Source organism: Pectobacterium araliae (genome assembly GCF_037076465.1).
Lineage (GTDB): Bacteria > Pseudomonadota > Gammaproteobacteria > Enterobacterales > Enterobacteriaceae > Pectobacterium > Pectobacterium araliae.
This window is the reverse complement of the sequence record NZ_AP028908.1, coordinates 4,175,755-4,201,124: the sequence shown is the minus strand read 5'-3', so window position 1 is coordinate 4,201,124 and position 25,370 is coordinate 4,175,755. Positions and strand designations below refer to the sequence as shown.

27 protein-coding genes and 1 rRNA gene are annotated in these 25,370 nt (G+C 50.4%); 8 read left to right on the top strand and 20 right to left on the bottom strand.

The features are described 5' to 3' along the window. Nucleotides 1–88: 88 nt before the first annotated feature. Nucleotides 89–204: ribosomal RNA gene (rrf, locus tag AACH44_RS19085) — 5S ribosomal RNA — on the top strand. A gap of 284 nt (nucleotides 205–488) precedes the next feature. On the opposite strand, the gene AACH44_RS19080 is transcribed toward rrf, so the two are convergent. The 6 genes from AACH44_RS19080 to AACH44_RS19055 all read right to left on the bottom strand — a co-directional run bounded on the left by AACH44_RS19080 (nucleotide 489) and on the right by AACH44_RS19055 (nucleotide 6,550). Next, on the bottom strand, nucleotides 489–1,250 hold the full coding sequence (locus tag AACH44_RS19080; protein ID WP_338659409.1) for an amino acid ABC transporter ATP-binding protein: 762 nt from the start codon (nucleotides 1,248–1,250) through the stop codon (nucleotides 489–491). An 8-nt stretch (nucleotides 1,251–1,258) separates the two neighbouring features. Beyond that, nucleotides 1,259–2,353 carry an amino acid ABC transporter permease gene (locus AACH44_RS19075; RefSeq protein ID WP_261850009.1) on the bottom strand — a complete coding sequence of 365 codons (1,095 nt, stop codon included), beginning with the start codon at nucleotides 2,351–2,353 and terminating at the stop codon, nucleotides 1,259–1,261. 9 nt (nucleotides 2,354–2,362) lie between these two features. Next, nucleotides 2,363–3,541: an amino acid ABC transporter permease gene (locus AACH44_RS19070; RefSeq protein ID WP_261850010.1), complete on the bottom strand. Its 1,179-nt coding sequence runs from the start codon at nucleotides 3,539–3,541 to the stop codon at nucleotides 2,363–2,365. Nucleotides 3,542–3,606: 65 nt separating this feature from the next. Further along, complete coding sequence (locus AACH44_RS19065; protein WP_261850011.1) at nucleotides 3,607–4,632, bottom strand: amino acid ABC transporter substrate-binding protein; 1,026 nt, start codon at nucleotides 4,630–4,632, stop codon at nucleotides 3,607–3,609. A gap of 365 nt (nucleotides 4,633–4,997) precedes the next feature. Continuing rightward, nucleotides 4,998–5,663, bottom strand: coding sequence for an amino acid ABC transporter permease (locus tag AACH44_RS19060; protein WP_010300238.1), 666 nt, complete (start codon nucleotides 5,661–5,663; stop codon nucleotides 4,998–5,000). Nucleotides 5,664–5,782: 119 nt separating this feature from the next. Beyond that, complete coding sequence (locus tag AACH44_RS19055; RefSeq protein ID WP_261850012.1) at nucleotides 5,783–6,550, bottom strand: amino acid ABC transporter substrate-binding protein; 768 nt, start codon at nucleotides 6,548–6,550, stop codon at nucleotides 5,783–5,785. A 339-nt stretch (nucleotides 6,551–6,889) separates the two neighbouring features. On the opposite strand from AACH44_RS19055, the gene AACH44_RS19050 reads away from it, so the two are divergent. Together AACH44_RS19050 and AACH44_RS19045 are read left to right on the top strand one after the other, a co-directional pair. Continuing rightward, entirely contained in the window at nucleotides 6,890–7,666 is a 777-nt protein-coding gene (locus AACH44_RS19050; RefSeq protein WP_151243201.1) for an SDR family NAD(P)-dependent oxidoreductase, read from the top strand. Between the two features lie 115 nt (nucleotides 7,667–7,781). Further along, complete coding sequence (locus AACH44_RS19045; protein ID WP_261850013.1) at nucleotides 7,782–8,186, top strand: ASCH domain-containing protein; 405 nt, start codon at nucleotides 7,782–7,784, stop codon at nucleotides 8,184–8,186. A gap of 143 nt (nucleotides 8,187–8,329) precedes the next feature. Here AACH44_RS19045 and AACH44_RS19040 read toward each other — a convergent pair whose 3' ends face one another. After that, nucleotides 8,330–9,466 carry a hypothetical protein gene (locus AACH44_RS19040; protein WP_261850014.1) on the bottom strand — a complete coding sequence of 379 codons (1,137 nt, stop codon included), beginning with the start codon at nucleotides 9,464–9,466 and terminating at the stop codon, nucleotides 8,330–8,332. A 206-nt stretch (nucleotides 9,467–9,672) separates the two neighbouring features. Beyond that, complete coding sequence (locus AACH44_RS19035; protein ID WP_261850015.1) at nucleotides 9,673–9,858, bottom strand: YlcI/YnfO family protein; 186 nt, start codon at nucleotides 9,856–9,858, stop codon at nucleotides 9,673–9,675. A gap of 187 nt (nucleotides 9,859–10,045) precedes the next feature. On the opposite strand from AACH44_RS19035, the gene AACH44_RS19030 reads away from it, so the two are divergent. Further along, entirely contained in the window at nucleotides 10,046–10,234 is a 189-nt protein-coding gene (locus AACH44_RS19030) for a host cell division inhibitor Icd-like protein (protein WP_261850016.1), read from the top strand. Further along, nucleotides 10,227–10,418, top strand: a complete 192-nt coding sequence (locus tag AACH44_RS19025) for a hypothetical protein (protein WP_039278980.1) — start codon at nucleotides 10,227–10,229, stop codon at nucleotides 10,416–10,418. Before AACH44_RS19030 ends, AACH44_RS19025 begins: the two co-directional genes overlap by 8 nt. A 135-nt stretch (nucleotides 10,419–10,553) precedes the next feature. Here AACH44_RS19025 and fis read toward each other — a convergent pair whose 3' ends face one another. The 6 genes from fis to AACH44_RS18995 all read right to left on the bottom strand — a co-directional run bounded on the left by fis (nucleotide 10,554) and on the right by AACH44_RS18995 (nucleotide 15,685). Next, nucleotides 10,554–10,850: a DNA-binding transcriptional regulator Fis gene (fis, locus tag AACH44_RS19020; protein ID WP_005975342.1), complete on the bottom strand. Its 297-nt coding sequence runs from the start codon at nucleotides 10,848–10,850 to the stop codon at nucleotides 10,554–10,556. Between the two features lie 23 nt (nucleotides 10,851–10,873). Then, entirely contained in the window at nucleotides 10,874–11,839 is a 966-nt protein-coding gene (dusB, locus tag AACH44_RS19015) for a tRNA dihydrouridine synthase DusB (protein WP_205567459.1), read from the bottom strand. A 357-nt stretch (nucleotides 11,840–12,196) separates the two neighbouring features. Then, nucleotides 12,197–12,934 (bottom strand): carbonic anhydrase, encoded by a 738-nt coding sequence (locus AACH44_RS19010; protein ID WP_261850017.1) that lies wholly within the window; start codon nucleotides 12,932–12,934, stop codon nucleotides 12,197–12,199. 162 nt (nucleotides 12,935–13,096) lie between these two features. Then, nucleotides 13,097–13,984: a 50S ribosomal protein L11 methyltransferase gene (prmA, locus tag AACH44_RS19005; protein WP_261850018.1), complete on the bottom strand. Its 888-nt coding sequence runs from the start codon at nucleotides 13,982–13,984 to the stop codon at nucleotides 13,097–13,099. Nucleotides 13,985–14,001: 17 nt separating this feature from the next. Next, nucleotides 14,002–15,453 (bottom strand): sodium/pantothenate symporter, encoded by a 1,452-nt coding sequence (gene panF / locus AACH44_RS19000; protein WP_261850019.1) that lies wholly within the window; start codon nucleotides 15,451–15,453, stop codon nucleotides 14,002–14,004. Further along, nucleotides 15,443–15,685, bottom strand: coding sequence for a YhdT family protein (locus AACH44_RS18995; RefSeq protein ID WP_261850020.1), 243 nt, complete (start codon nucleotides 15,683–15,685; stop codon nucleotides 15,443–15,445). The genes panF and AACH44_RS18995 overlap by 11 nt, the downstream gene beginning before the upstream one ends. A 375-nt stretch (nucleotides 15,686–16,060) precedes the next feature. On the opposite strand from AACH44_RS18995, the gene AACH44_RS18990 reads away from it, so the two are divergent. Beyond that, on the top strand, nucleotides 16,061–16,201 hold the full coding sequence (locus AACH44_RS18990; RefSeq protein WP_425606607.1) for a TOBE domain-containing protein: 141 nt from the start codon (nucleotides 16,061–16,063) through the stop codon (nucleotides 16,199–16,201). 181 nt (nucleotides 16,202–16,382) lie between these two features. Here the strand turns inward: AACH44_RS18990 and accC are convergent, their stop codons facing one another. The 6 genes from accC to AACH44_RS18960 form a co-directional block, all read right to left on the bottom strand. Continuing rightward, on the bottom strand, nucleotides 16,383–17,726 hold the full coding sequence (accC, locus tag AACH44_RS18985; protein WP_261850021.1) for an acetyl-CoA carboxylase biotin carboxylase subunit: 1,344 nt from the start codon (nucleotides 17,724–17,726) through the stop codon (nucleotides 16,383–16,385). An 11-nt stretch (nucleotides 17,727–17,737) separates the two neighbouring features. Further along, nucleotides 17,738–18,205 carry an acetyl-CoA carboxylase biotin carboxyl carrier protein gene (gene accB, locus AACH44_RS18980; RefSeq protein ID WP_261850022.1) on the bottom strand — a complete coding sequence of 156 codons (468 nt, stop codon included), beginning with the start codon at nucleotides 18,203–18,205 and terminating at the stop codon, nucleotides 17,738–17,740. Between the two features lie 24 nt (nucleotides 18,206–18,229). Then, a complete protein-coding gene (gene aroQ / locus AACH44_RS18975) occupies nucleotides 18,230–18,682 on the bottom strand; it encodes a type II 3-dehydroquinate dehydratase (protein WP_261850023.1) in 453 nt (150 codons plus the stop codon). Between the two features lie 253 nt (nucleotides 18,683–18,935). After that, the gene (gene msrQ / locus AACH44_RS18970) at nucleotides 18,936–19,535 is read right to left on the bottom strand and encodes a protein-methionine-sulfoxide reductase heme-binding subunit MsrQ (RefSeq protein ID WP_261850024.1); all 600 of its coding nucleotides are present in this window, start codon (nucleotides 19,533–19,535) and stop codon (nucleotides 18,936–18,938) included. A gap of 77 nt (nucleotides 19,536–19,612) precedes the next feature. Next, entirely contained in the window at nucleotides 19,613–20,614 is a 1,002-nt protein-coding gene (gene msrP, locus AACH44_RS18965; protein ID WP_261850025.1) for a protein-methionine-sulfoxide reductase catalytic subunit MsrP, read from the bottom strand. Between the two features lie 171 nt (nucleotides 20,615–20,785). Continuing rightward, the gene (locus AACH44_RS18960) at nucleotides 20,786–21,763 is read right to left on the bottom strand and encodes an MDR family oxidoreductase (protein ID WP_261850026.1); all 978 of its coding nucleotides are present in this window, start codon (nucleotides 21,761–21,763) and stop codon (nucleotides 20,786–20,788) included. Nucleotides 21,764–22,065: 302 nt separating this feature from the next. Between AACH44_RS18960 and csrD the strand changes: the two genes are divergently transcribed. Next, nucleotides 22,066–24,003, top strand: a complete 1,938-nt coding sequence (csrD, locus tag AACH44_RS18955; RefSeq protein WP_261850027.1) for an RNase E specificity factor CsrD — start codon at nucleotides 22,066–22,068, stop codon at nucleotides 24,001–24,003. A gap of 316 nt (nucleotides 24,004–24,319) precedes the next feature. Then, nucleotides 24,320–25,363: a rod shape-determining protein MreB gene (gene mreB, locus AACH44_RS18950; protein WP_107170717.1), complete on the top strand. Its 1,044-nt coding sequence runs from the start codon at nucleotides 24,320–24,322 to the stop codon at nucleotides 25,361–25,363. Nucleotides 25,364–25,370 lie beyond the last annotated feature (7 nt).

Sequence of the window (25,370 nt, the reverse complement as noted above, 5' to 3'; positions counted from 1 at the left end):
TTTTGATATTTAGCTTGTTTTAGGATTGGTTCTGATGGTTGTGCGAGAGCGAGAGCGAAGCATAACGGTTGGAATGAAACAGAATTTGCCTGGCGGCGATAGCGCGGTGGTCCCACCTGACCCCATGCCGAACTCAGCAGTGAAACGCCGTAGCGCCGATGGTAGTGTGGGGTCTCCCCATGTGAGAGTAGGGAACTGCCAGGCATCAAACACGTGGAAAGCCCCTGTCGAAAGACAGGGGCTTTTTGCTATGCGTTGCGTTGAGAGATGGGCGATTCGTACCCAATATATTTGCTCGCTGTGCATTTATTGCGGCGTATCCGGCAGATAACCTGACAGTTATGGAAGATGAGGATGTTTTTTAGGATGCAGAAACCTTCCTGCTTTATTCAGTTCGCGTTAGTTATGTGATAACGCGAGCTGCGAGATCCCTCATCATGGTGATGTTGGGGAAAACCCGCCTAAGCATGCAGGCAGGCTACTTTGGATTAGTGCAGTATTTGTGAAAGAAATGCCTGCGTGCGTTCTGAACGAGGGCTGGAGAAGAAAATATCCGGTGGCGCTTGTTCTACAATCTCCCCCTGATCCATAAAGATCACCCGGTCAGCGACAGTTCTCGCGAACCCCATCTCATGCGTTACGCACAGCATCGTCATCCCATCCTGAGCCAGCCCCAGCATAGTATCTAACACTTCTTTCACCATCTCAGGGTCCAGGGCGGACGTCGGTTCGTCGAACAGCATAATCTTGGGCTTCATGCACAGCGAACGCGCGATGGCCACGCGTTGTTGTTGGCCTCCAGACAACTGCCCCGGAAATTTATGCGCATGTGCGGCAATACGCACCCGTTCCAGATAGTGCATTGCCAACTCTTCCGCTTCTTTTTTCGGTGTATGGCGCACCCAGCATGGTGCCAGCGTGCAGTTCTGCAATACGGTTAAGTGTGGGAAAAGATTGAAGTGTTGGAAAACCATGCCAACTTCAGTACGAATTTTTTCGATGTTGCGTAAATCATTATTCACTTCGATACCATCAACGACAATCCGCCCTGCCTGATGTTCTTCAAGATGATTAATGCAGCGTATGGTGGTCGATTTCCCCGACCCGGAAGGGCCGCACAGCACAATCCGTTCCCCTTGCCTGACCTGCAGATTGATGTCTTTAAGCACATGAAATTGCCCGTACCACTTACTCACATTTTCTAAGGTAATCATGTGATCGGTTGATTGAGTGAATGCAGTCTGATTCATGGATGGCCTCAGTGTGACTTGTGTCCGGTGTTAAAACGATTTTCAAGATGTTGGCTATAACGCGACATGCTGAAACAGAAAACCCAATAGACCATAGCGGCAAAAACATAGCCTTCTGTCGACATACCCAGCCAGGTAGGGTCGACGGTTGCCTGCTGAATACTGCTGAAGAGATCGAAAAGGCCGATGATGATGACCAGACTCGTGTCTTTAAAAAGAGAAATGATCGTATTCACCAAACCCGGAATCACCATTTTCAGCGCTTGAGGAAGAATGACTAGCCCCTGCATGCGCCAATAGCCTAAGCCCAGGGATTCAGCGGCTTCATACTGTCCTTTCGGCAGTGCCTGCAAGCCACCGCGAACCACCTCAGCGACATAAGCGGACTGGAATAAAATAACGCCGACTAATGCCCTCAGCAGTTTATCGATCGTGGTGCCTTCCGTTAAAAACAGCGGTAGCATCACGGATGACATAAAAAGCACGGTGATGAGTGGTACGCCACGCCAGAATTCGATGAACACGACGGAAAGCATACGGACAATCGGTAGCGTAGAACGGCGGCCTAATGCGAGTAAGATGCCAAGCGGTAACGCGCCAGCGATACCTACAGCGGCGATGATCAACGTCAACGTTAACCCGCCCCATTGATACGTTTCCACTCGACTGAGCCCACCAAAACCACCGTAGAGCAACCACCAAGCAATGAGTGGATAAGCGACCGTCCAGACGGCGATATAACGTCCGCGATAAGGAATGGTTTTCAGGAACATCGGCAGAATGCTGAGTAGCCCGATGGCGAGTGCAAAATTGATACGCCAGACTTCCTCTGCCGGATACAGCCCATACATGAAATGACCAAATCTGGCATGAATGAAGACCCAACAAGCGCCATCACGCGTACAGTCATTACGGGTTGTGCCAATCCAGTTAGCCTGAAAGATCGCCCAATTGAGCAGCGGTGGTATGGCAACCCACAGCAACCAAAGGCAAAACAGCGTTAACAGGCTATTGCTGATACTTGAGAAGAGATTACGTCTAGCCCACAACATCGCTTTGGAAAGAGGGGACTGACGGCCTTGCGTATACTGGTGCATCGTCATAATGTCCTCTTAGCGTTCGACTAACGCGATTTTGCGGTTATACAGATTCATCAGCAGCGAGATTAGCAGGCTGATAATGAGGTAGACCGACATGGTAATCGCGATGGTCTCGATCGCCTGACCCGTCTGATTCAACACAGTCCCCGCGAACAGTGACACCATATCGGGATAGCCAATCGCAGCCGCCAATGATGAATTCTTCACGATGTTGAGATACTGGCTGGTCAGTGGCGGAATGATGACGCGCAGCGCCTGTGGGAGGATCACTTTGCGTAACGTAATGGGATTGGGTAAACCGAGAGAACGCGCGGCTTCGTGTTGACCGTGGGAAACCGATTGAATGCCTGAACGAATGATCTCGGCGATAAACGATGAGGTATAGACCGACAGTGCGACGGTTAATGCCGCCAGCTCAGGGATGAGTACCATACCGCCACGGAAGTTGAATCCTTTTAATTCCGGCACATTCCAGTGAAAAGCGGGGCCGAAAATCAGATGACTCAATAGGCACAGTACCAGTAATAAGCCTAACGTCAGCGGCCATGTTCTGCGTGGTTGACCGGTTAAGGCGTGATAGCGTTGATTACGCCGAAAGACGACCCATGTCACGATCGCGGTGATCAGCAGAGAAAGAAAAAATACAACTGTGCCCGGCCCCATTTCTGGGGAGGGCAGATAAAAGCCTCGATTACTAAGGAAGGCGATATCAAACGCGCTGATTGACTGGCGTGGGCCTGGCAAGTTGCGTAATACGGCAAAGTACCAGAAGAAGATCTGCAATAACGGCGGAATATTACGGAATATCTCGATGTAAATATTAGATATTTTCCGTAATAACCAGTTATCGGACAGCCGGGCAAGGCCAACGGTAAAGCCGAGAATTGAAGCAAACACGATGCACAATGCTGAAACCAGCAGCGTGTTGAATAGCCCAACAAGAAAAACACGGGCGTAGGTGTCACCTTGTTGATAGTCAATCAGGTGTTGGACGATGCCAAAGCCGGCGCTTTTATTCAGAAAGTCGAAGCCAGAGGTGATACCTCTTTGCGACAGATTGGTCACGGTGTTGTGTAACAAGTAGGCTGCGACAGCCAATACAGCGATAACAACGACAATTTGATACAGCCAGGCGCGCACCGCTGGATTAGTCAGTGATAAATCACCTTTTACGGTTGAGCGTTGTAGCATGCTGGAACCTCGATACGGGGGTACTGAGGGGCGCAGTAATACACTGCGCCGAGTTGTTCTGATAATTAACGTACCGCTGGCGCGTACTGAATCCCGCCTTTGCTCCACAGTTCGTTCAGGCCGCGTTTAATTTTCAGCTCGCTGCCCATGCCGACATTACGTTCAAAGACTTCGCCGTAGTTGCCGACCTGCTTGATGATTTTGAATGCCCAATCGTTCGGTAATTTGAGATCTTTACCGTAGCTGCCTTCATGACCCAGCAGGTGAGACATATCTGGCGTGGTAGGTTTTTCTGCCAGTTGGTCGACGTTTTTCGAGGTCACGCCCATCTCTTCCGCATTCAGCATGGCGAACAGCGTCCAGCGGACGATCGAGAACCACTCTTCATCACCACGGCGTACCACCGGGCCCAGTGGCTCTTTGGAAATCACTTCTGGCAGAACGATGAATTCAGCAGGTTTGCTCAGCTTGATACGCAGTGCGTACAGCTGTGACTGGTCTGATGCCAGCGTATCGCAGCGGCCAGATTCCAGCGCTTTAGCGCTTTCGTCGGAGCGGTCGAACGTGACGGGGGTGTACTGCATTTTATGTGTTTTGAAATAGTCGGCGACATTCAGCTCAGTATCGGTTCCGGCCTGAATACAGACGGTTGCACCATCCAGCTCTTTGGCGCTGGTTAAGCCTGCTTTGTTGTGGGTCAGGAAGCCAATGCCGTCGTAGTAGGTGACACCGGTAAATAGCATGCCCATGCCGCCGTCGCGGGAAGACGTCCAGGTGGTGTTGCGTGACAGCACGTCAACTTCGCCGGATTGTAGCGCAGTGAAGCGCTCTTTCGCCGTCAGCGGCGTGTATTTGACTTTATTGGCATCACCGAATACGGCGGCAGCTAGGCCGCGACACACGTCAACATCAATACCAGAGTATTTGCCACTGGCATCCGCATAGGAAAAGCCGGGCAAGCCATCGCTGATTCCACATTGTACAAACCCTTTCTTCTGAATGGCGTCCAGCGTTGCACCCGCGTGGGCTTGGTTGATGGCGGCAAAGAGTGACGCGCCAGCAACCAGAGTAGAAATCACTATTCTTTTCATAATCATCCTAGCGTCTAGAGTTATTTGCTGTTTTTGAAGTACACAATAAGGTGCACCCTACTTGTCTGTCGGGATGCCGACGTGAGCAGAGCGAAGCAAATAAAATGCCAATTTTCTATTTGTTTGATAATTAAGGCGAAAGGAAAGAGTTATTGATCTAAGTGGGTAATTCTAAATAGGTATTCTCGCACCGTGACAAATGCAAAGAGGCCAGCGCGCCCTTTTTTGGTGCGTCAGAATCGAGAGTGGGACATCTTCAGTCTGTACGCATATTTTCAGGTGTGGGTTAGCTGTTAGGCAGGGAGAAATGAGGAGCGTGGTAGCGTCATCAGCCCCGCGAATTGCGTGGGCTGATGCAGGAAGCGTTACTGTGTGATGTGGCGCTGATAATATTTTTCGAGCTTAACCTGTAACTGGCTTAGTACCGTGCTGAACATCAGATAAATCAGCGCCGCTTCGACATACAGAATCAGAGGCTCATAGGTAACCGAAACAATGCGCTGAGCGGATAAAAACATTTCTGGTACGGTGATGACGGCGGCCAGCGACGTATCCTTGATTAAGGAGATAAACGTATTGGAGAGCGGCGGCAGCGAAACGAAAACGGATTGCGGGAAGATGACCCAACGAATCGCTTGCCTTCCATTCATGCCGAGAGAATAGGCGGCATTCCATTGGCCTTTCGGGACAGACAATATTGCCCCACGGACGATCTCCGAGCTATAGGCGCCCACGCTGATGGTGAAACCAATAAGCGCAGCCGGAAAGGCATCCAGAGTGATACCTGCGCTGGGCAGTCCATAAAAAATTAGGAAAAGTTGTACCAATAATGGCGTTCCACGGATGACCCAAACGTAGAAATCACCCACCCATTTCAGCGGCTTTGGACCATAGAGGCGAACCAGCGCGATGATAATGCCGAGAGCTAAGCCAAAGATGAAAGACAAAATAGCCAGAGGGACGGTAAATTTCAGTCCCGCAGACAGCAGGCTCCAGAAGGAGTCTGCCATGAGTTGTAGCCAAGGCGGCATGAAAACGAGCTCCGATAAAGATATGCTCTAATTACAGAGCGCGTTGATACCCGTTATTTTGATAATTATCATGTTGATAACCATCATTTTTATAACAACGCGCTCTGGTAACCGTGCGATTATTGAGAAATATCTTCCCCGAAGTATCGCACAGATATCGTTTTATAGGTGCCGTCTGCTTTGATTTCATCCAGCGCTTTATTCAATGCTTCCACCAGAGGCGCCTGATTTTTACGTACCAGAATCGCGGAAGGTTCGCCGTCCTTTGAGGTTACCGCAATCTTCACGTTGGCATCCGGCTTCTGCTTTTTGAAATCCAGGAAGGATAGGTTATCGTTCAACGTGGCATCGGCACGACCGCTGAGAACCAGATCCAGAGACTGGTTAAAGCCGTCCGTTGGTACAATTTCCGCACCGTAGCTGGTGGCTTGCTTAGAGTAATTACTGGTCAGGCTCTGGGCGGATTTTTTGCCTTTCAGATCGCTGAAATCTTTGATAGTGGTGTTATCGCCGCGGACAACCAGCACCGCTTTGGAATCAATGTAAGGCTTGGAAAAATCATACTTAGCCTGACGCTCTTTGGTTACGCCAACCTGATTGATGACTGCATCATAGCGTTTGGCATCAATACCGGCGATTAAACCGTCCCAACGTCCTTCAATGAACTGGGCTTTCACGCCAAGCTTTTCTGCCACTGCACGGCCAATATCCACATCGAAGCCAACCAGTTGGCCTGATTTATCATGATAAGTGTAAGGCGCGTAGGTGCCTTCTGTGCCGATCTTGATAACCCCTGCGGACTTGATGGTGCTAAGGTCATCTGCATGAGCGAATACGCTGGTAGCAAGCAGGGCGCTGGTCAGTAAAGCAAAACGTATTTTTTTCATTATGAATTCCTGTGAGTAGTGTGCAGTGATGCGCTTATAACTTTTGCTGATAACGAATCTACTCTACAAGACATCTGTTTATAAATCACGTTGTGTGATGATTTATATCAGAAGTGAATATAGAACTTTTGTTCTGAATATAGTGCGCTTAAGCCATTTTCACCACGTTGCATAAGAGACCGAGGGAAATCGGTTACTCGTGAGGATGGACGTAATTGAGGATGACAGCGTTAATGGCGGTGTCGAGTCATAAAGGGAGTAACGCGTGGTTGCCGTAGCTATATACCGTTGGTCACAATATATTATGTTGCTGAGATTGTTACCTTGGAGACAGTGAGTATGGAAAGTCACAGTAGGCTGAAAGGTAAAACCGCGTTGATCACTGGTAGTGCGCGTGGAATTGGAAAAGCAATAGCTGAACGGTTTGCGGCGGAAGGGGCAACGTTGATCGGCATTCATGATGTTGAATATTCCGATGCTGCTGAGGAAACGGCGGAACGCGTGCGTCAGCTCGGCACACAGGCTGTCGTCATCCCAGCTGATTTTGCGAGTAATCCAAAACAGGGCAGTCGAAGACTCTGGGCACAATTCAGTCAGGTGTTGAGTGAGACGGGGAGCGGGTTGGATATTCTGGTGAATAATGCAGGGATATCTCCGCTGGCGACGATTGCTGATACCTCTGATGAGCTTTATGACAAGATCATGGCGGTTAATGTGACAGCCCCCTTTTTCCTCATTCAAGCCGCGGGTGCAGAGATGCGGTCAGGGGGAAGTATCATCAATATCTCTTCTGCACGCACACGCATCGCGGCATCAAACAGAGTGGCTTATGCCGCGTCAAAAGGCGCGATTAACGTGTTAACGCTGTCTCTGGCACCGGAATATGGTGCACGAGATATCACCGTTAATGCTATCGCTCCCGGTGTTATCGACACTGAAATGGTGAAGGAGATGCTATCCGATACCCAAGTGCGCGAACGTGCAGAGCGGTATTCGGTATTTTCTCGTCTCGGCCAACCCAATGATATTGCCGCGATGGCCGTGTTTCTCGCATCTATAGAGGGGCGTTGGGTGACGGGGCAAGTATTGGATGTGTCAGGGGGATCATGCCTGTGATGCGTTCCGCCATTTTTACGTCTATTAAACAGTCTGTATTTATATAAATAGTTTTTATTTTTAAATAGTTAAAAGTAATCCGTTGTGCGGTATTACCGTAATATTGAGGAAGATGATGAGCCATAAACAAGGATTAGATAACTACCCAGACGCGCTGCGTTGGGCATTTGGCGACAGCCCCGAACTGGCGAATGAGCTGCTGCAACTGGTGCGGGAAGGGCATAAAACGGCAACCTGTAGCTCGTATCACGCGTTCAAAAACGAGCAAACGCCGCAGGTCGGTGATTACAACATCGTTCTGGACGGCGCCGGACAGCCTTCCTGCGTGATTCGCACGCGCTCGTTAACGCTGGTGCGCTACTGCGATATCACCGCTGAGATGGCGGCGAAAGAGGGCGAAGGGGATAAAAGCCTGGCTTTCTGGCGCGAAGGCCATCAGACATTTTTCGAACGAGAAGGCACCTTCGCCCCAGATATGCTGCTGGTGTTTGAAGAGTTTGAGCTGATTGAGGTGTTTTGATTCTGGGTTGGTCGCTGATAAACCCGAATGTGTTTTGTGGGAATGTGTGGCTAAATTTCACAGTCGGATATGAGTGAGGTGCGGGGATATTGTACTCTTGGAGAGTAGTGCTGGTTATTGATAGTAATTTAAGTTATCAATTATTAGTAACCGATTATTTGACGTGAGACCAATGACTGATCATGATGTTCCATGATGCACTCCCTTAGTTCAGGGTTGAAAAAATTATGTGTAATATCATAATTATCGAAAAAAGAAGGTTCGAGAGGAATGGTTGCGTAAGGGTTGAAATATATATGCAATCCGTCCACGTGTGATTCTCTGTATTCCTCTGATTTACAAAGATGCATATCAGAACCACAAATGAAATTTCCATCTATAAATCGTATAGAGAATACATCATGAGTTGGTGTTAATTGATGATGTTTTTTTCCTAAATTATCAGCCCCTTCATTTTTATAGAAGTCATATTTATAAATTTGGCGATAACGAGTAGCTCTAATGTAGGAAGAAATACCACTTTCAACTATGGCTTTTCCAAGCATACCTGTAGAGGAAAATATAACAGCACTAATCTCTTTAAAGGAATCATTTGTAAAAATACCTAGTTCCAACTTTGTGCCCGTAGGTTTTATGATGGAGTTCTTTTCGGCAACGACTAAATTTTTATCACTATTTAATCTTGGCCTATCTATTCCGAACAGAACTTGGTTAATAGAAATGTTATTTTGCGAAAATGAAAACTGCTGGTTAAATGGGGCAATAGCAATTACGAATGGGTTATCTTTTACATGCTCTAGGGAACTATAAGGGTGTTTTTTTCCACCTACTCCTTTATAAAGATCTAGCTTGCTCTTTAGCCTACCAAGAAGTTTTATAGTACAATCATCTATGAATGCATCATCATCAAGTGGATTTTGATGGTCCTCATGAGCTTTATCGATAGGTTGGGTGGTAATTACCGGTGGATCAGCTACAACGGCTTCTATGTTTACGACATAACCATCAGGCGTGCTTACACAAAAATCTGGACTTTCTTTAGTGTAGTCAACATTCATGCCAAGTTCCTTGAAAACTTTGTTCAAGTACAATTCCCAAAATGATGAATTAAATGTTGTCTGGAACTCTTTCACAAATTTTTCTTTTTCATTACGCCTGTCTAAAAGCCCTATCCCCCATGAATTAATGACATCCCTTACAGGACCAAGATCTTCCCGTTCAGCTAAATACTGGAAATATTTATGTAATGGAATACCAGGTATTGGTGAGAATAGATCCATTTTGACTCCTATAATTTTCATTTTATATGGAAGAATACACTCTATATAGATAACTAAAAATCGTTAGATAGTAAGTTAGATATGTAAAGGTTTGCTTTGCTCCTCGTTAGCTAACATACTGCGATCTTAGTAATACGTGCTTCTGATGTGAGCTAACTGCCAAACTAAGCACTAGCCGGAATAGCTTATTCTACCCACAACACCAGTCAGTCTTTGGATTCTTCTTTAGGCTGCTTTCGCTGGCGGCGTTTGATCTCACCTTGCATGGCAGAAACGATAAATTGCCCTGTGCTTTCATTCGGTTCTTTTACTTGTTCCATTGCTTCAGCAACATCATGTGGAACTCTTGCCTCAAGCTTTCTTGATTTTGCATTTACTGCTTTCGTTGCCATGACTATTCCTAATGCTGGTTGGTGGCAGACAGTATACACAATAAAGCACAAAAAATAGCGTTGACGTGGCTGACACTTAATTTTATAGTGGCTGACACCTTGAGTAATTCAAGGTTAAAAAAGCGAAGCTCGCAGGTGCTACCAACACCTACGAGCCTCTAACCACAATGTTATTGGAGCTAACACTATGGCTGATATCCAGTCTACCCAAACTCGCCCCGAATTTCAGTATCGCTTTCTTGCTTTGGGAACATCCTCCCAACGTGTCGTGCATATTATCGCTACCACCGAACGTCAGGCGCGGGAGCATTCCCCTGATGGTCATGTCATGGTCTTCGCTGGTCGCCTGCCTGTTCAGGAGGTGCACCATGTTTGATAACACGCCGTTAGAGCCAGAAGAAGCGCTCGATCAGTGTCGTGCGCTGGCTTATGCGATTGTTGAATTGGACAACCCAGAATCGAAAGAGATTTTAACGTTCGTGTTAGCGGAACGACTGGATAACCTGCACCGACTCTTTCACGCGTCAGAAACGGACAAACAAGAAGGGATGAGTCATTAACAACGAATTCCTCAACTCACAGATGCCACTGCTCAGACTGTCCACGTTCAGGCTGCTGCCTAAATAGAAGGCAAAGAAAAAGGCGCTTAACCCAAGAGGTAAAGCGCCTTTTTTCAAATGCTTAACTGATTAGTATCAGTTCATGCCGTATTTTTTCAATTTCTTACGCAGAGTACCGCGGTTGATGCCCATCATCAGGGCCGCGCGGGTTTGGTTACCGCGGGTGTATTGCATCACCATGTCCAACAGTGGCTGTTCAACTTCAGCCAGTACCAGCTCATACAGGTCACTTACATCCTGACCGTTCAATTGAGCAAAATAGTTCTTCAGTGCCTGTTTAACCGAGTCGCGCAGGGGTTTTTGGGTTACCTGAGCCTGAGAGTTTACAGTGGAAACGGTCAGTACGTCAGAATTCACGCGTTGTTCGAACATAGTTCTGTCAGCTCTTTTTCTGTTTACGCAAGATTTTCAAAATATGCCTTCAACGCCTCCAGCTGCTCGCTGGCATCCTCAATGGCGTTGAATGTGCGCCTAAACTGGTCGTTTGGGGCATGCTCCTGGAGATACCAGGATACGTGCTTACGAGCGATACGAAATCCCTTGCCTGGACCATAAAAGTCGTGCAATTCCCGTATGTGCTCGATCAACAAGCGCTTGACCTCTGCCAGTGGCATCGGCGCCAGCAACTCCCCTGTGTCCAGATAATGCTGGATTTCCCGAAAGATCCAGGGTCTTCCCTGAGCGGCTCGTCCTATCATCAGGGCGTCAGCCCCGGTGTAGTCCAGAACCGCTCTGGCTTTATGCGGGTCTGTAATGTCGCCATTCGCAATAATAGGAATGGAAACGGCCTGCTTAACTGCCCGAATGCTGTCGTATTCCGCGGAACCATTGAACAGGCACGCACGGGTGCGTCCGTGAATGGTTAACGCCTGAATGCCACAGTCTTCAGCCAATTTGGCAATTTCTACACAGTTGCGGTGCTCTGGTGCCCAACCGGTTCGGATCTTCAGTGTTACCGGTACGTCTACCGCTTTCACTACCGTAGAGAGGATCTGTTTGACCAAATCCGGATACTGCAATAACGCAGATCCTGCCATCTTGCGGTTCACCTTCTTCGCCGGGCAGCCCATATTGATGTCGATGATCTGCGCGCCGGAATCAGCGTTGATTCTCGCTGCCGCCGCCATCTCATCGGGGTCACAACCGGCAATTTGCACGGCTCTGATACCCGGTTCATCGCTATGTACCATTCGCAAACGCGACTTGTCTGAACGCCACACTTCCGGGTTGGAAGAAAGCATTTCAGACACGGTCATTCCAGCGCCCATCGCATGACAGAGTGCTCTAAATGGGCGATCGCTAATACCAGCCATTGGGGCTGCTATCAAGCGATTACTAAGCTGAAATTGTCCAATATGCATAGACAAAAATTGACCATACTGTGCCTGCAAGGGCGCGTATATTACGCATTTTTTACGTCAGATGAAAGGCCAAACTTTGACCAATTTACGGCTGTCGATCAATGAAAATGCAGTTCGTAGAGGTATATAAAAATATTATTCATATTTAACAGTGTGTTATGTTTTTGTGTTGGTTTTTTGCTCGGTAAAATATTCATCTGCTTACAGAATTTTATCTGTAGGCGCGGTCATTTTTAGTGGAGATACAGCAGGCTATCAATGTTTTATTAGTGAAATGCGTTGGTTTGTGCGGCTAAAAAGAACGTTGATTTGTCTGAGGCTGGCCGACGAATGGCCTTGCCAGCCTCGCGAAGTGGCTTAATGGATGATGATTCGGCCATTAAGCGGCTGTAGGGGGCGATTGTTGGCGTGATGCATGACCAGGCTGAACTGGTTTATTTGTTCGGCAGAGGCGGTGACGGGATGATCCAGTACCAGCCAGCGAATGCCTTCCGAGCACGGTGGTGTCGTCAGTGAGCCACTGAACCGATAGTAGTTTAACGACGAAGGTAACAAGGCCTGAATCGCGATTGGCGTGCGCATCTCCATCGCCTGATTAACCTGAGCCGGAATCTGCTGCCATATCGTGGCTAACGGCTGATTGGCCTCTCCTTCCTGAAACATCAGTGCAATAACGGTTAGCGCACCGCTTGCGTCTTTATAGACAAAATGGCCTTCCAGTGGAAACTGTTTACCGTCAATTTCATTCTCGCTCGGTGCATGAAAGTGAAACTGCTGCAAGGTGAATGTTTCGTTATCCAGCAATAGCGTATTCCCCGCACTGACGTTAACCTGAACAGTATGCCCGTTGTTGATAATGTGCTGTGCCCCAGGCTGGAAAGCCAGCTGTAAGGGGGCGTGTTGAGCGTTCAGTGCCTGACGGATATTGATGGGCGATTGGTTTTTACCCGTTTCACATAACGAGAAGTCTGGAGAAAGTTTTCCCCAGTGTGCGGGATCGCCGTTGCCTTCATAACCCCAGTGCACCGGATCGGCCGCCAAAGCGGAAAAACAGGCCGACAGCATAAATACGATAGAGAGTTTTTTACCTTTCATTTTTCATCCCTTGAAAATAATGACATGGCATCGTTGAGCGGATGAATCCGATCAAATGCCGATCGGCATCATACGCGAGCTTTTCGGGATAAATAATGAGGTATAACAAGGAAGATGTGCGCCCACCGTTATACATACGGTGAGCGACATATAACAGCGGTGTTAAACGGCTTTTCGGATACCAGTAATGCGGCACCATTCTTCGCGTTCAGTCACCGGATCAAGCGCGAAATTGTCTGCGTAGGCTTCTGCGACGCCTTCGGCCTGCGTCGCCAGTACGCCGGACAGTCCAAGGTGGCCTCCTGCTTTTGGTAAATCGCTAATCAGCGGTGCCAGTTCGCGCAGCGGGCCAGCAAGGATGTTGGCAACGACGACATCGGCAGACAGATCGGCAGGCTGATCTTTCGGCAGATAAAGCTCAAGACGCTCGGAAACGCCGTTACGCTGCGCGTTATCCCGGCTGGCCTGAATCGCCTGCGGATCGATATCAATCCCGATGGCGCGTGCAGCACCCAGTTTCAGAGCCGCAATTGCCAGAATGCCGGAGCCGCAGCCGAAATCGATGATGGTTTTCCCTTCCAGATCCAGCCCATCGAGCCATTGCAGGCACAGCGCGGTTGTTGGGTGGGTGCCGGTGCCGAACGCCAGGCCAGGGTCGAGCATCACGTTGACGGCATTCGGGTCAGGAATGTCACGCCAGCTTGGGCAAATCCACAGACGTTTGCCGAACTGCATCGGATGGAAGTTATCCATCCACTCGCGTTCCCAGTCTTTGTCTTCCAGTTGTTCGATCTTGTGTTTAAAACCCGCGCCCAACAGCGGTTCCTGCTCCAGTATGGCGATAACCGTGTTCATATCGGTTTCGGCATCGTACAGCGCAATGGCGTCAGTATCGCCCCACAGGCGAGTCTCACCCGGTAGTGGTTCAAATACGGGGTTATCGTGCGTATCCTGAAACGTAACGGATACCGCACCGCTTTCTATCATGGCGTCACCCAGTTGTTCAGCAACATTTCCTGAGGTGTTTATTTTCAGTTGAATCCACGGCATAGCAGTCTCTATTACATTTAAAGTGAAGATGAAGCGGTAACCGGCGCTGGTGGATTATGACCAAAGCGGTTGCCAATAATAAACGCCATCAGACTGAGTAACAGCGATGGCACAATAGGGTGATACCCAGCTAGCTGAAGATTGAAGCTGGCCAGTAAGGTATAGCAAATTGCGCCAATGAACATGGCGCTAAGCGCCCCCGCGGCATTCGCGCGCTCCCAATACAGGCCCAACACCAGCGGCCACAGGAACACCGCTTCCAGCCCGCCAAACGCCAGCAGGTTCAGCCAGATGATCATATCCGGTGGCCGTAAGGAGGCCAGTAGCACCAGCAGGCCCAATAGTAGGGTCGTCATGCTGGATAGGATCTTGATACGGCGTTCGTTATGGATCTGCTGCGGGCGTACGCTGAGATAGAGATCTTTGATGATCGTGGCGGAGGCCTGAAGCAGATGCGCATTAATGTTGGACATGATAGCGGCCATTGGCGCAGCGAGAAAGATCCCTGCGGCCAGCGGCGGTAGCACGGTAATCATCAGCGCGGGTAACACCTGATCGGGAATCGTCAGATTCGGCATAACCGCACGCCCCAGCGCACCGGCCAGATGCATACCGAGCATCAGGATGCTGATGACGATGGTGCCGATGATAATTCCACGGTGCAACGCCTTGCTGTCACGATAAGAAATACAGCGCACGGCCGTGTTCGGCAAGCCGATAACACCGAAGCAGACCAGCACCCAAAATGAGGCCATAAACGGCATCGACAGGATGCCGCCGCTGCCCTGTGGCGACACCAGCATCGGGTCGATTTGTTGCAGTTTATCCACCGCGCTGTGCAAGCCGCCAGCGGCATAAATTACGCCTACCAGCAGGATGACGGTGCCGATCAACATCACGATGCCCTGCATCGCATCATTGAGCACGCTGGCGCGGAAACCGCCAAACGTGGTGTATAGCGCGATGGTGACGCCGAAAATCAGCAGACCGATGTCATAAGGGATGTTCGCTGCGGTTTCCAGCAGACGGGCACCGCCGATGAACTGTACAGCCATCGCACCGATAAACGCGACCAATAGGCTGATGCTGGCGAACCAGACCAGCAGCGGGCTGTTGTAGCGCGCGTACAGCATGTCATTCAGCGTGATGGCGTTGTAACGCCGCGCCAAAATGGCGAACTTTTTCCCCAGAATCCCGAGCGACAGCAGCATGGTGGGAAGCTGGATCATCGAAAGCAGCACCCAGCCTAGCCCATATTTATACGCTGCACCCGGCCCGCCGATAAAGGAGCTGGCGCTGACGTAAGTGCCGATGAGCGTCATCGCTAGGACAAACCCGCCCATTGAACGGCCGCCGAGGAAATACTCGTTAAGAAAGTTACCCGCCTGACGGCGACGGTACGCATAGACCGACAGCCCGAAGACCAGCAGCAGGTAGCCAATCAGCGGCAATAAAATTTCAATTTGCATCGTCACTCTCCAGTGAGATATCGCGGAAAATAACGCGCACCATCAGCCAACACAGCAGTGTAAATACGAGCGGCAGCAGCAGGCAGGCCATCTCAAACCAGTGTGGAAGACCGGTGATCCCTTGTGTGTTGTCAGGCAAATAGGCGGCAAGCACCCAGGCCATTAAATAAACCAGCGTCAGGCCGAAAGCCCAGCGAGCCTCTTTGTGCGCCTGAGGAAAGCGTGTATCCATGTTCTTCTCCACCGTAAATGGGAGGATTGGCATCGTTATGAACGTCGTGATGACGAAAGCGGGAATTTTACGGCATGTGGGCCAATTGACTAGTAAGAATTACGCCAGAAGCGTAAAAGCCAGCCATGCGGTCATACCGATCGTGTAAGAATCGAGATACCAGGGCTACCATTGGGGGGTGAAAAGAGGGGGCAGCGTGTTGCCTTACCTATTTTATTTCGGTTTTTTGAGCAACTTATCAGAGCGGAAATAGAAGACATCTCTCTAAAAAATAATACCAAGTGGGTATATTTTCTTATTGATATTGAGGTAATTGGCTAATGATGGAAGTCACATCGCATAATTTTCTCAGGGGAAGGTGCCGCAAACTCGACGGTGCAACTGGTTACCGCTGGTGGATTGACGCTGACCTCAACCGTGACCAATGAAAGCCTGGAAGACATGCACATTGATGTCGGCAGTGAATTGATCGCTCTGGTTAAGGCTTTCAGTATTATTTTGGCTACACGGAAATAATTGCGGCTTGCTTTAGCGACTTCAAATATTTCTTATTTCCCGTTTAAATAGCCAATGTCAGGTATCGCTGAAAATGTGATCTGGATGTTCGACTCTTAATTGGATTATTTAAGGAATATACACAGGAATAAAATAACAAAAGGCCAGCATCGGCTGGCCTTTTGACTCGATTGCGTGGGGTTTACTGCAAGCCGAGTTTCTTCTCCAGATAGTGGATGTTAGTGCCACCTCTCTGGAAGTTTTCGTCGCTCATGATCTTCATCTGAAGTTCGATGTTGGTTTTGATGCCATCGATGATCAGTTCAGCCAGCGCGTTCTTCATACGGGAAATCGCGATTTCGCGGGTTTCGCCGTAGGTGATCAGCTTGCCGATCATGGAATCGTAATACGGCGGTACGGTATAACCGGCGTAAATATGCGATTCCCAACGAACACCAAAGCCACCCGGTGCGTGGAAACGCGTGATTTTACCCGGGCTTGGCAGGAACGAGTTCGGGTCTTCCGCGTTGATACGGCATTCCACCGCATGACCGCGAACCTTGACGTCTTTCTGCTTGATGGACAGCGGTTGACCAGCAGCAATGCGCAGCTGCTCTTTGATCAGATCCACGCCGGTAATCATCTCGGTAACCGGATGCTCCACTTGAATACGGGTGTTCATTTCAATGAAGTAGAACTCACCATTTTCGTACAGGAACTCGAACGTACCCGCACCACGATAGTTGATATCGATACAGGCTTTGGCGCAGCGCTCGCCGATATTACGACGCAGTTCGTCCGTAATGCCCGGTGCTGGCGCTTCTTCCACCACTTTCTGGTGGCGACGCTGCATGGAGCAGTCACGCTCGGCCAGATAGACGGCGTGGCCCTGACCGTCAGCCAGAATCTGAATTTCCACATGACGTGGGTTTTCCAGATATTTTTCCATGTAGACCATGTCGTTGTTGAAAGCCGCTTTGGCTTCCGCACGGGTCATGTTGATGGATTGTTCCAGCTCTTTGTCGCTGCGCACGACGCGCATACCACGACCACCGCCGCCGCCAGAGGCTTTGATGATGACCGGATAGCCGATGCGTTTTGCATGGGCGCGGTTAGCATCCATGTCACCGTCTAACGGGCCATCAGAGCCAGGTACGGTTGGCACACCCGCTTTTTTCATTGCGGTGATGGCAGACACTTTGTCGCCCATCAGGCGAATGGTTTCTGCGCGTGGGCCGATGAAGATAAAGCCAGAACGTTCAACCTGCTCGGCAAAATCCGCATTTTCGGACAGGAAACCGTAGCCAGGGTGAATCGCGACGGCACCGGTGATTTCCGCAGCGGAAATAATCGCTGGGATGTTCAGATAGCTTTTTGTTGACGGAGCAGGGCCGATACACACGGTTTCGTCCGCCAGCAATACGTGTTTCAAATCGCGATCCGCACTGGAGTGAACGGCGACGGTTTTGATGCCTAGCTCTTTACAGGCACGCAAAATACGTAGCGCGATCTCTCCGCGGTTAGCGATAACGATTTTATCTAGCATGATAAGCCTCGTTATTCGATGACAACCAGTGGCTCGTCAAATTCGACCGGCTGGCCGCTCTCAAGCAGAATGGCTTTAACCACGCCGGCTTTGTCGGCTTCGATCTGGTTCATCATTTTCATGGCTTCGACGATGCACAGGGTATCGCCAACGTTGACGCGCTGACCCACTTCCACAAACGCTTTAGCATCTGGGCTTGGGGTGCGGTAGAAGGTTCCAACCATTGGAGAACGAACGATGTGTCCACTGATGGCAGCCGGTGCGGCGGCAGCTTCCACTGGCGCTGGTGCAACGGCGGCGGCCAGAGCAGGCTGTGGCTGCATCATCGGCGTCGCGTAGGCTTGTTGCATCATCGGGTAGTTAACCGCTGCTGGGGCACGACTGATACGTACTGATTCTTCACCTTCAGAAATTTCCAGTTCGGCGATGCCGGACTCTTCAACCAGTTCGATCAGTTTTTTGATTTTACGAATATCCATGGATGTGGTTCCGTACTCTTTTGTTTAATTGGAAGTTGACAGGCGTTTTACCGCCGTCTGTAAAGCATACTGATAACCCTCTGCCCCCAGGCCACATATCACGCCTACCGCAACATCAGAAAGATAGGAGTGGTGACGAAAAGGCTCACGTGCGTGCACGTTGGACAGATGAATTTCGATAAACGGAATCGCGACCGCCAGCAGGGCATCACGCAGCGCAACGCTGGTGTGGGTAAATGCCGCTGGGTTAATCAGAATGAAGTCCGTGTTTCCTCTGGCCTGATGGATGGTATCGATCAGGACATGTTCCGCATTGGATTGCAGATGGGAAAACTTCACGTTCAATGCCTGCGCCTGTGTTTCCAGTTCGCTGACAATGTCTGCTAATGTCGTCTTGCCGTATTTGTCTGGCTCTCGGGTACCTAGCAGATTCAGGTTTGGACCATTCAAGAGCAAAATGTGAAAATTTTCTGCCATTGTGCTGCTATCTCCCGCGATTGACCAAGATTGCCAAAACCGTGTCGCACAAAATAGCGCGAAGCTATTCGTTTGTCACCTTTCGTGACGCAAATTGTCCGGTCCGAGAAAGTAAAGTCGTGCATTATAACCATATCGCGGCAATTCGCAGCTAAATACTGGTCTTATCTGCGGAGATATTCCGGCGTCAGTTCGTGAGTAAGCGTGAATTTTACGGTGGCTAGCAACCGGTTTTCCTGTGTTAATACTGCGCTTAGCGCCACCATTGGCGAAATGTCTTATAACGCAGCAGCAGCAATATCAGCGCCGCGATCGCATACAAAATAGGCTGCGGGGAGAGCGTTTTAACTGACCAAAGATAGTGGATGGGCGTAAGGATGGCGACTAAATAGACGAAATTATGCAATTTTTGCCATTGCGATCCCAACTTGCGCATTATGATTTGTGGTGAGGTTATCGCCAGCGCCAGCAAAATCAGCCAACTTATGATTCCCAGCGTTAAATATGGGCGGGATATCAGTTCGTTACCCAGCAGCGCTAGATGATCCAGACCCAACTCCAGCAGCGCATAGCTCACCAGATGTAACGTCGCCCAGAAAAAGCACCACAGCCCGAGGAGGCGTCGGCAGCGAATCAGCAGCGGCTGTTTACCGTAGCGCGCCAGTGGCGTGACCAACAGCGTCGCCAGCAGCAATTTCAGCGCCATTCTGCCAGTAAAATGCTGGATATCTTTGGCCGGATCGGCGCTGAATCCCCCTTGGTCGACTGATAATATCAGCCACAGCAGCGGCACAAAACCCGCCAGATGGAATAGCACTTTTAGCCGATTAATATGTTGTAATGTCAGTCTCATGCTGATGTGGATCCCTATCCTGACAGGATGCTGTAGCGAGAAGTTTTGTGTTATTAGCTAAAATTTTGTGTAATTAGCTAAAAGTTTTCGCGCAGATTCAGGCCGCGATACAGCGAGGCGACCTGATCGGCATAGCCGTTGAACAACAGCGTGGGTTGACGTTCAACGTTAAGCAAACCACCTGAACCGATGACGCGTTCTGTCGCCTGTGACCAGCGCGGGTGATCCACCTGTGGATTAACGTTGGCATAGAAACCATATTCGTCCGAGGCCGCCAGATTCCATGTGCAGGGCGGTTTTTCGCGGGTGAAGCGGATATGTACGATGGATTTGATGTTTTTGAAGCCGTATTTCCACGGTGTAACTAACCGGATGGGGGCACCGTTCTGTGGCGGCAGAGTTTTGCCGTAAACGCCGACGGCCAGCAGCGCCAAAGGGTTCATGGCTTCATCCAGCCGCAGCCCTTCTACATAGGGATAGTCCAGCCCACCGCCCATGAAGCGATCTTTTTGCCCCGGCATCTGCTCCGGATCGTAAAGCGTTTGAAACGCCACATAGCGTGCGTTGCTGGTGGGTTCGGCGAATTTAATCAGCTTGGCTAACTCAAATCCAACCCACGGAATGACCATTGACCACGCTTCTACGCAGCGAAAACGGTAGATCCGCTCTTCCAGCGGAAAGCGTTTGAGTACATCGTCGATATCCAACGTGAGGGGTTTGGCGACATCACCGTCTATTTTGATGGTCCAACCTTCGGTTTTTAATCCACCCGCATTGGCCGCCGGATCGGCTTTGTCCAGCCCGAACTCATAGAAGTTGTTATAGCCCGTGACCTTATCTTCTGGTGTGAGCGGCAGATCGCGCTTCCAGTCAGCGGGTTGGCTAAACGTGAGCGGTTTACCCAGCGGGGCTTTGGGTTTATCACTGCCTTTAAACCAGGCCAGCAGGTCAGCCTGTGCGGAAAGCGGCAATGAGAGCGCCGCCGCAGAAATACCCAGTGCTTTTAATACGCGCCGACGCTGATAGAAGAGGGCCTCTGGGGTAACGTCGGCTTCCGTGAATTTGCGATGTTTGTGCATGTGAACTCCCGCCAGTCATTATTATTGTTGACACAAAGTGGCGTTTTTAATGCTTACCGTTCACTTAGTTATAGATGACTTGCGGTAGAAACTGCGGCAGGAGAGAGGAAATACTTTTTTGCAGGGTGTTACAGCCACCATAAAGGTGGCTGGGGACGTCAACGAAAAGTGTTAGCTGATCTTCACCAGCGTGCGGCCAGTGACCTTGTTTTCCAGCAGCGCAGCGGCAACGGCAGGGACGTCTTCCAACCCGATTTCCTGCGTGACCTGCTGATAGAACGACTCAGGCAGGATGGCTGCCAGACGCTCCCACGCTTGCTGACGGCGAGCCAGCGGTGCCATCACGGAATCCACGCCTTGCAGACGAACATTACGTAAAATAAATGGCATCACGGTCGTTGGCAGTGCAACACCACCAGCCAGACCGCATGCGGCGACCGTCGCGTTGTAATCCATTTGCGCCAGCAGCGTTGCCAGCACGTTATCGCCGACGGTGTCAACCGCGCCAGCCCAACGTTGTTTCTCTAGCGGGCGAGGGCTGCCGCTGAATTCGCTGCGGTCCAGCACCTGTTTGGCACCCAACTTTTTCAGATAATCAGTGTTGTCAGCACGGCCGCTGACGGCAGTAACCAGATAGCCTAGCTCCGCAAGCAGGGCGACTGCCGTGCTGCCGACGCCGCCGCTGGCGCCCGTCACAATGATGTCGCCGCTTTCCGGGGTGATGCCGCCGTCTTCCAGCGCCATCACGCACAGCATCGCAGTAAAGCCTGCGGTCCCAAGAATCATAGCCTTACGCGCATCCAGCGAAGCGGGCAGAGGGACCAGCCACTCGCTTTTCACGCGCGCCTGTTGTGCCAACCCGCCCCAGTGGTTTTCACCTACGCCCCAACCCGTCAGGATGACGGGTTGGCCGACGCTAAACCGATCGCTGTCGCTGTGGCGTACTGTACCTACGAAGTCGATCCCAGGAACCATCGGGAAGTGACGAATAATTTTGCCTTTACCCGTAATGGCAAGCGCATCTTTATAATTAATACCGGACCAACTGATATCAACAGTCACATCCCCGGCGGGAAGCTGCTCCGCGTCAATCTCGCGAATCTGAGCGTGGGTCAGTCCGTCTGACTGTTCAAGAACTAAAGCCTGCATGGGCTATCTCCTGTAGCAGGATTAAAATGGGGAAGTCATTAACGACTATATATCCGTCATACTTCAAGCCGCATGTGTGTTGGCATCGCTGAGTTACCCGAATCACTTACTTGAGTAAGCTCATCGGGATGCCCTCGCTCGCCGCCTTCCTGCAACTCGAATTATTTAGGGTATAGTTATTACAGGTACTATTTGTTAAGAAGGTACTGTTGTTAATGAAGGTACTATGTAGCTGGCCTAGGCGAACTGATAAAAAACAACAAACTCGCAGAAATAACAATTATTTGGAATAGGACGCAGGGATGGGATTTACGACCAGGTTCTCGATACTCATAGTATTGCAGACGGTTCTCGCCATTTTGCTTATGCTTTTCAGTAGCATATTTAGCCTCTGTTATTATAGTCAGTTGCGAACCGAGCAGCAGCTACGCGAGGTCACGGCCAGTATCGATCAGGCGCTGTTAGTGCAATCGCCTGAAAATATCCAGTATTGGCTGCCGGGGATGATGAAAACGGCGGGCATTATCGTGCTGGAGATTCAGGATAACGATTCGGCTCTCTATTCAATACAGCTGCCCGAGGCCAACTGGGAACGTACGCACCTCTACCATGAGGTCGAATTTCCGCTGATGCAACATACGAACATGGCGATCGCCTTAAAATATGCCGATCCGCTGATGGGTTTACCGCGCTTTGTGGTATCTACGCTGTCGGTGTTGCTGGCAGCTGGCGTGATGCTCCTGATGCTGTATTTCTCCATCCGATGGCTCCGCCAGCAAACTGCGGGGCAGGAAGAGCTGGAAAAGCGGGCGCAGCGTATCCTCAAAGGCGAACGTGAATCGGTGATGCAGGGGTCGGTACGTGAATGGCCTGTCAATACCAGCGGGGCACTCGATCAACTGTTGTCCGATTTAGTGGAAGCGCGTGAGGAACGCGGGCGGGTCGATACCTTAATCCGTGCCTTTGCCGCACAGGATGCCGAAACCGGACTGAACAATCGTCTGTTCTTTGACAACCAACTGACCACGCAGTTGGAAGATGGTGAAGAAGTGGGGACACACGGTATTGTTATGATGATCCGCGTGCCAGATTTTGAAACGTTGCAGGAGATGCATGGTGATAACAATATCCTTCAGGAATACCGTTTTACGCTAGTCAACCTGCTGTCGACGTTTGTCATGCGTTATCCCTCTGCGTTGCTGGCACGTTATTTCAGCAGCGACTTCACCGTATTACTCCCTCACAGTACGCTAAAGGATGCCAATGCGATTGCCACGCAACTGGTGAAAGCCATCGATATTCTCCCCGCTTGTCCATTTATCGATCGGGAGGAGGTTCTCCACATTGGTATTTGCGCCTATCGCGGCGGACAAAGCGCTGAGCAGGTCATGGAAAGCGTGGAGGACGCAACGCGTAATGCGGTATTGCAAGGGGGTAACAGTTGGTGCGTGTTTGACAGGAAGGTGCCGGATAAAGGGCGTGGCAGCGTGAAATGGCGGACGTTGTTGGAACAAACATTGGCGCGCGGTGGTCCGCGGCTTTACCAGAAACCTGCGGTCACCAAAGAGGGCGTGGTACATCATCGTGAAATGATGAGCCGGATTTATGACGGAGAACAGGAATTGCTTGCCGCAGAGTACATGCCTCTGGTTCAACAGTTGGGGTTGGCGACCAGCTATGATCGCCAACTTGTCGCTCGTATTGTTGATTTGTCGGCGAACTGGCCCGGAGAAACGCTGGCTTTACCGATAAGTGTGGACTCACTTTTGCAAAAGCCTTTCTTGCGCTGGCTGAAAGAAACATTACTGCAATGTCCGAAAACGCAGCGGCAGTGCATTTTATTTGAACTTGCTGAGGCAGATGTTTGTCAATATATCGGTCGCCTGCGTCCGGTTCTCACTGTGATCCTGGGCTTAGGCTGTCGCCTGGCGGTCACGCAGGCGGGTTTGACGCTGGTCAGCACGATGTATATCAAGTCGCTCCCTGTGGAGGTCATCAAGCTTCACCCCGCGTTGGTCCGCAGTCTTGAGCGTCGCCCGGAAAATCAGCTTTTTGTGCAAAGTTTGACCGAGGCCTGTAAAGGCACGCAAACCCGGGTGTTTGCCTCCGGTGTACGTACCAAAGAGGAGTGGCGGATGCTGTTGGGCAAAGGGGTTTATGGCGGGCAAGGCGATTTTTTTGTCGCATCAGTCCCCATAACGGATGAGCTGAAAAAATATTCACCGCAGCATCGTGTTTAGTATAAACGTCCTGTTCAAATTGACGTAGAATGAGGCGTTTGTTAAATCGGTTAGTGTGTGCTCACGTTAGCGCCAATCCGATTAAATGTTAGATTTTATGTCCTGTGTTAGTGCAATTTTGTCGGGTGGGCAGGGGTAAAATGCCTTGCTGCCTGAGGAGACAGCATTCTGTGTCTTCTCTCTGATGTCGATGTGCGCAATGCAGACTTATTTTTCACCGAAGCAGAGCCTTTTCGTGCCTTGTCGCTGCTTCGTGTGGTTGGTAAAGTAGGCGGATTTATTTTTCGCCCCCAGCTTGCAGGATTATCCTTTCGTTATGTTTAAGAAATTTCGTGGCATGTTTTCCAACGACTTGTCCATCGACCTGGGTACCGCCAATACCCTAATTTATGTTAAAGGGCAGGGCATCATACTGAATGAACCCTCTGTGGTTGCGATCCGTCAGGATCGTGCTGGTTCCCAAAAAAGCGTGGCAGCAGTCGGCCATGATGCCAAGCAGATGCTGGGCAGAACCCCTGGGAATATCGTGGCGATTCGCCCGATGAAAGATGGCGTTATTGCCGATTTCCAGGTCACAGAAAAAATGTTGCAGCACTTCATCAAGCAAGTGCATAACGACAGCTTTATGCGCCCAAGCCCGCGTGTACTGGTGTGTGTGCCGGTCGGTGCGACACAGGTTGAGCGTCGCGCCATTCGCGAATCTGCGCTGGGTGCTGGTGCCCGTGAAGTGTTCCTGATCGAAGAGCCGATGGCGGCTGCGATCGGTGCTGGCATGCCCGTATCTGAAGCGACCGGTTCCATGGTGGTGGATATTGGTGGTGGTACGACGGAAGTGGCGGTGATCTCACTGAACGGCGTGGTGTACTCCTCTTCCGTTCGTATTGGTGGTGACCGCTTTGATGAAGCGATCATCAACTATGTTCGTCGTAACTATGGTTCACTGATCGGTGAAGCGACGGCAGAACGTATCAAACATGAAATTGGCTCTGCTTATCCGGGCGACGAAGTCCTTGAGATTGAAGTGCGTGGCCGTAACCTTGCTGAAGGTGTTCCACGTGGGTTCACGCTGAACTCCAATGAAATTCTGGAAGCGCTGCAAGAGCCGTTGACGGGTATCGTCAGCGCCGTCATGGCCGCGTTGGAACAGTGCCCGCCAGAACTGGCCTCCGATATTTCCGAGCGCGGTATGGTGTTAACTGGCGGCGGTGCACTGTTGCGTAACTTGGATCGTTTGCTGATGGAAGAAACCGGCATTCCGGTTGTAGTGGCTGAAGATCCGTTGACCTGTGTTGCCCGTGGCGGCGGTAAGGCGCTGGAAATGATCGACATGCACGGTGGCGATTTGTTCAGCGAAGAGTAATCTTGTC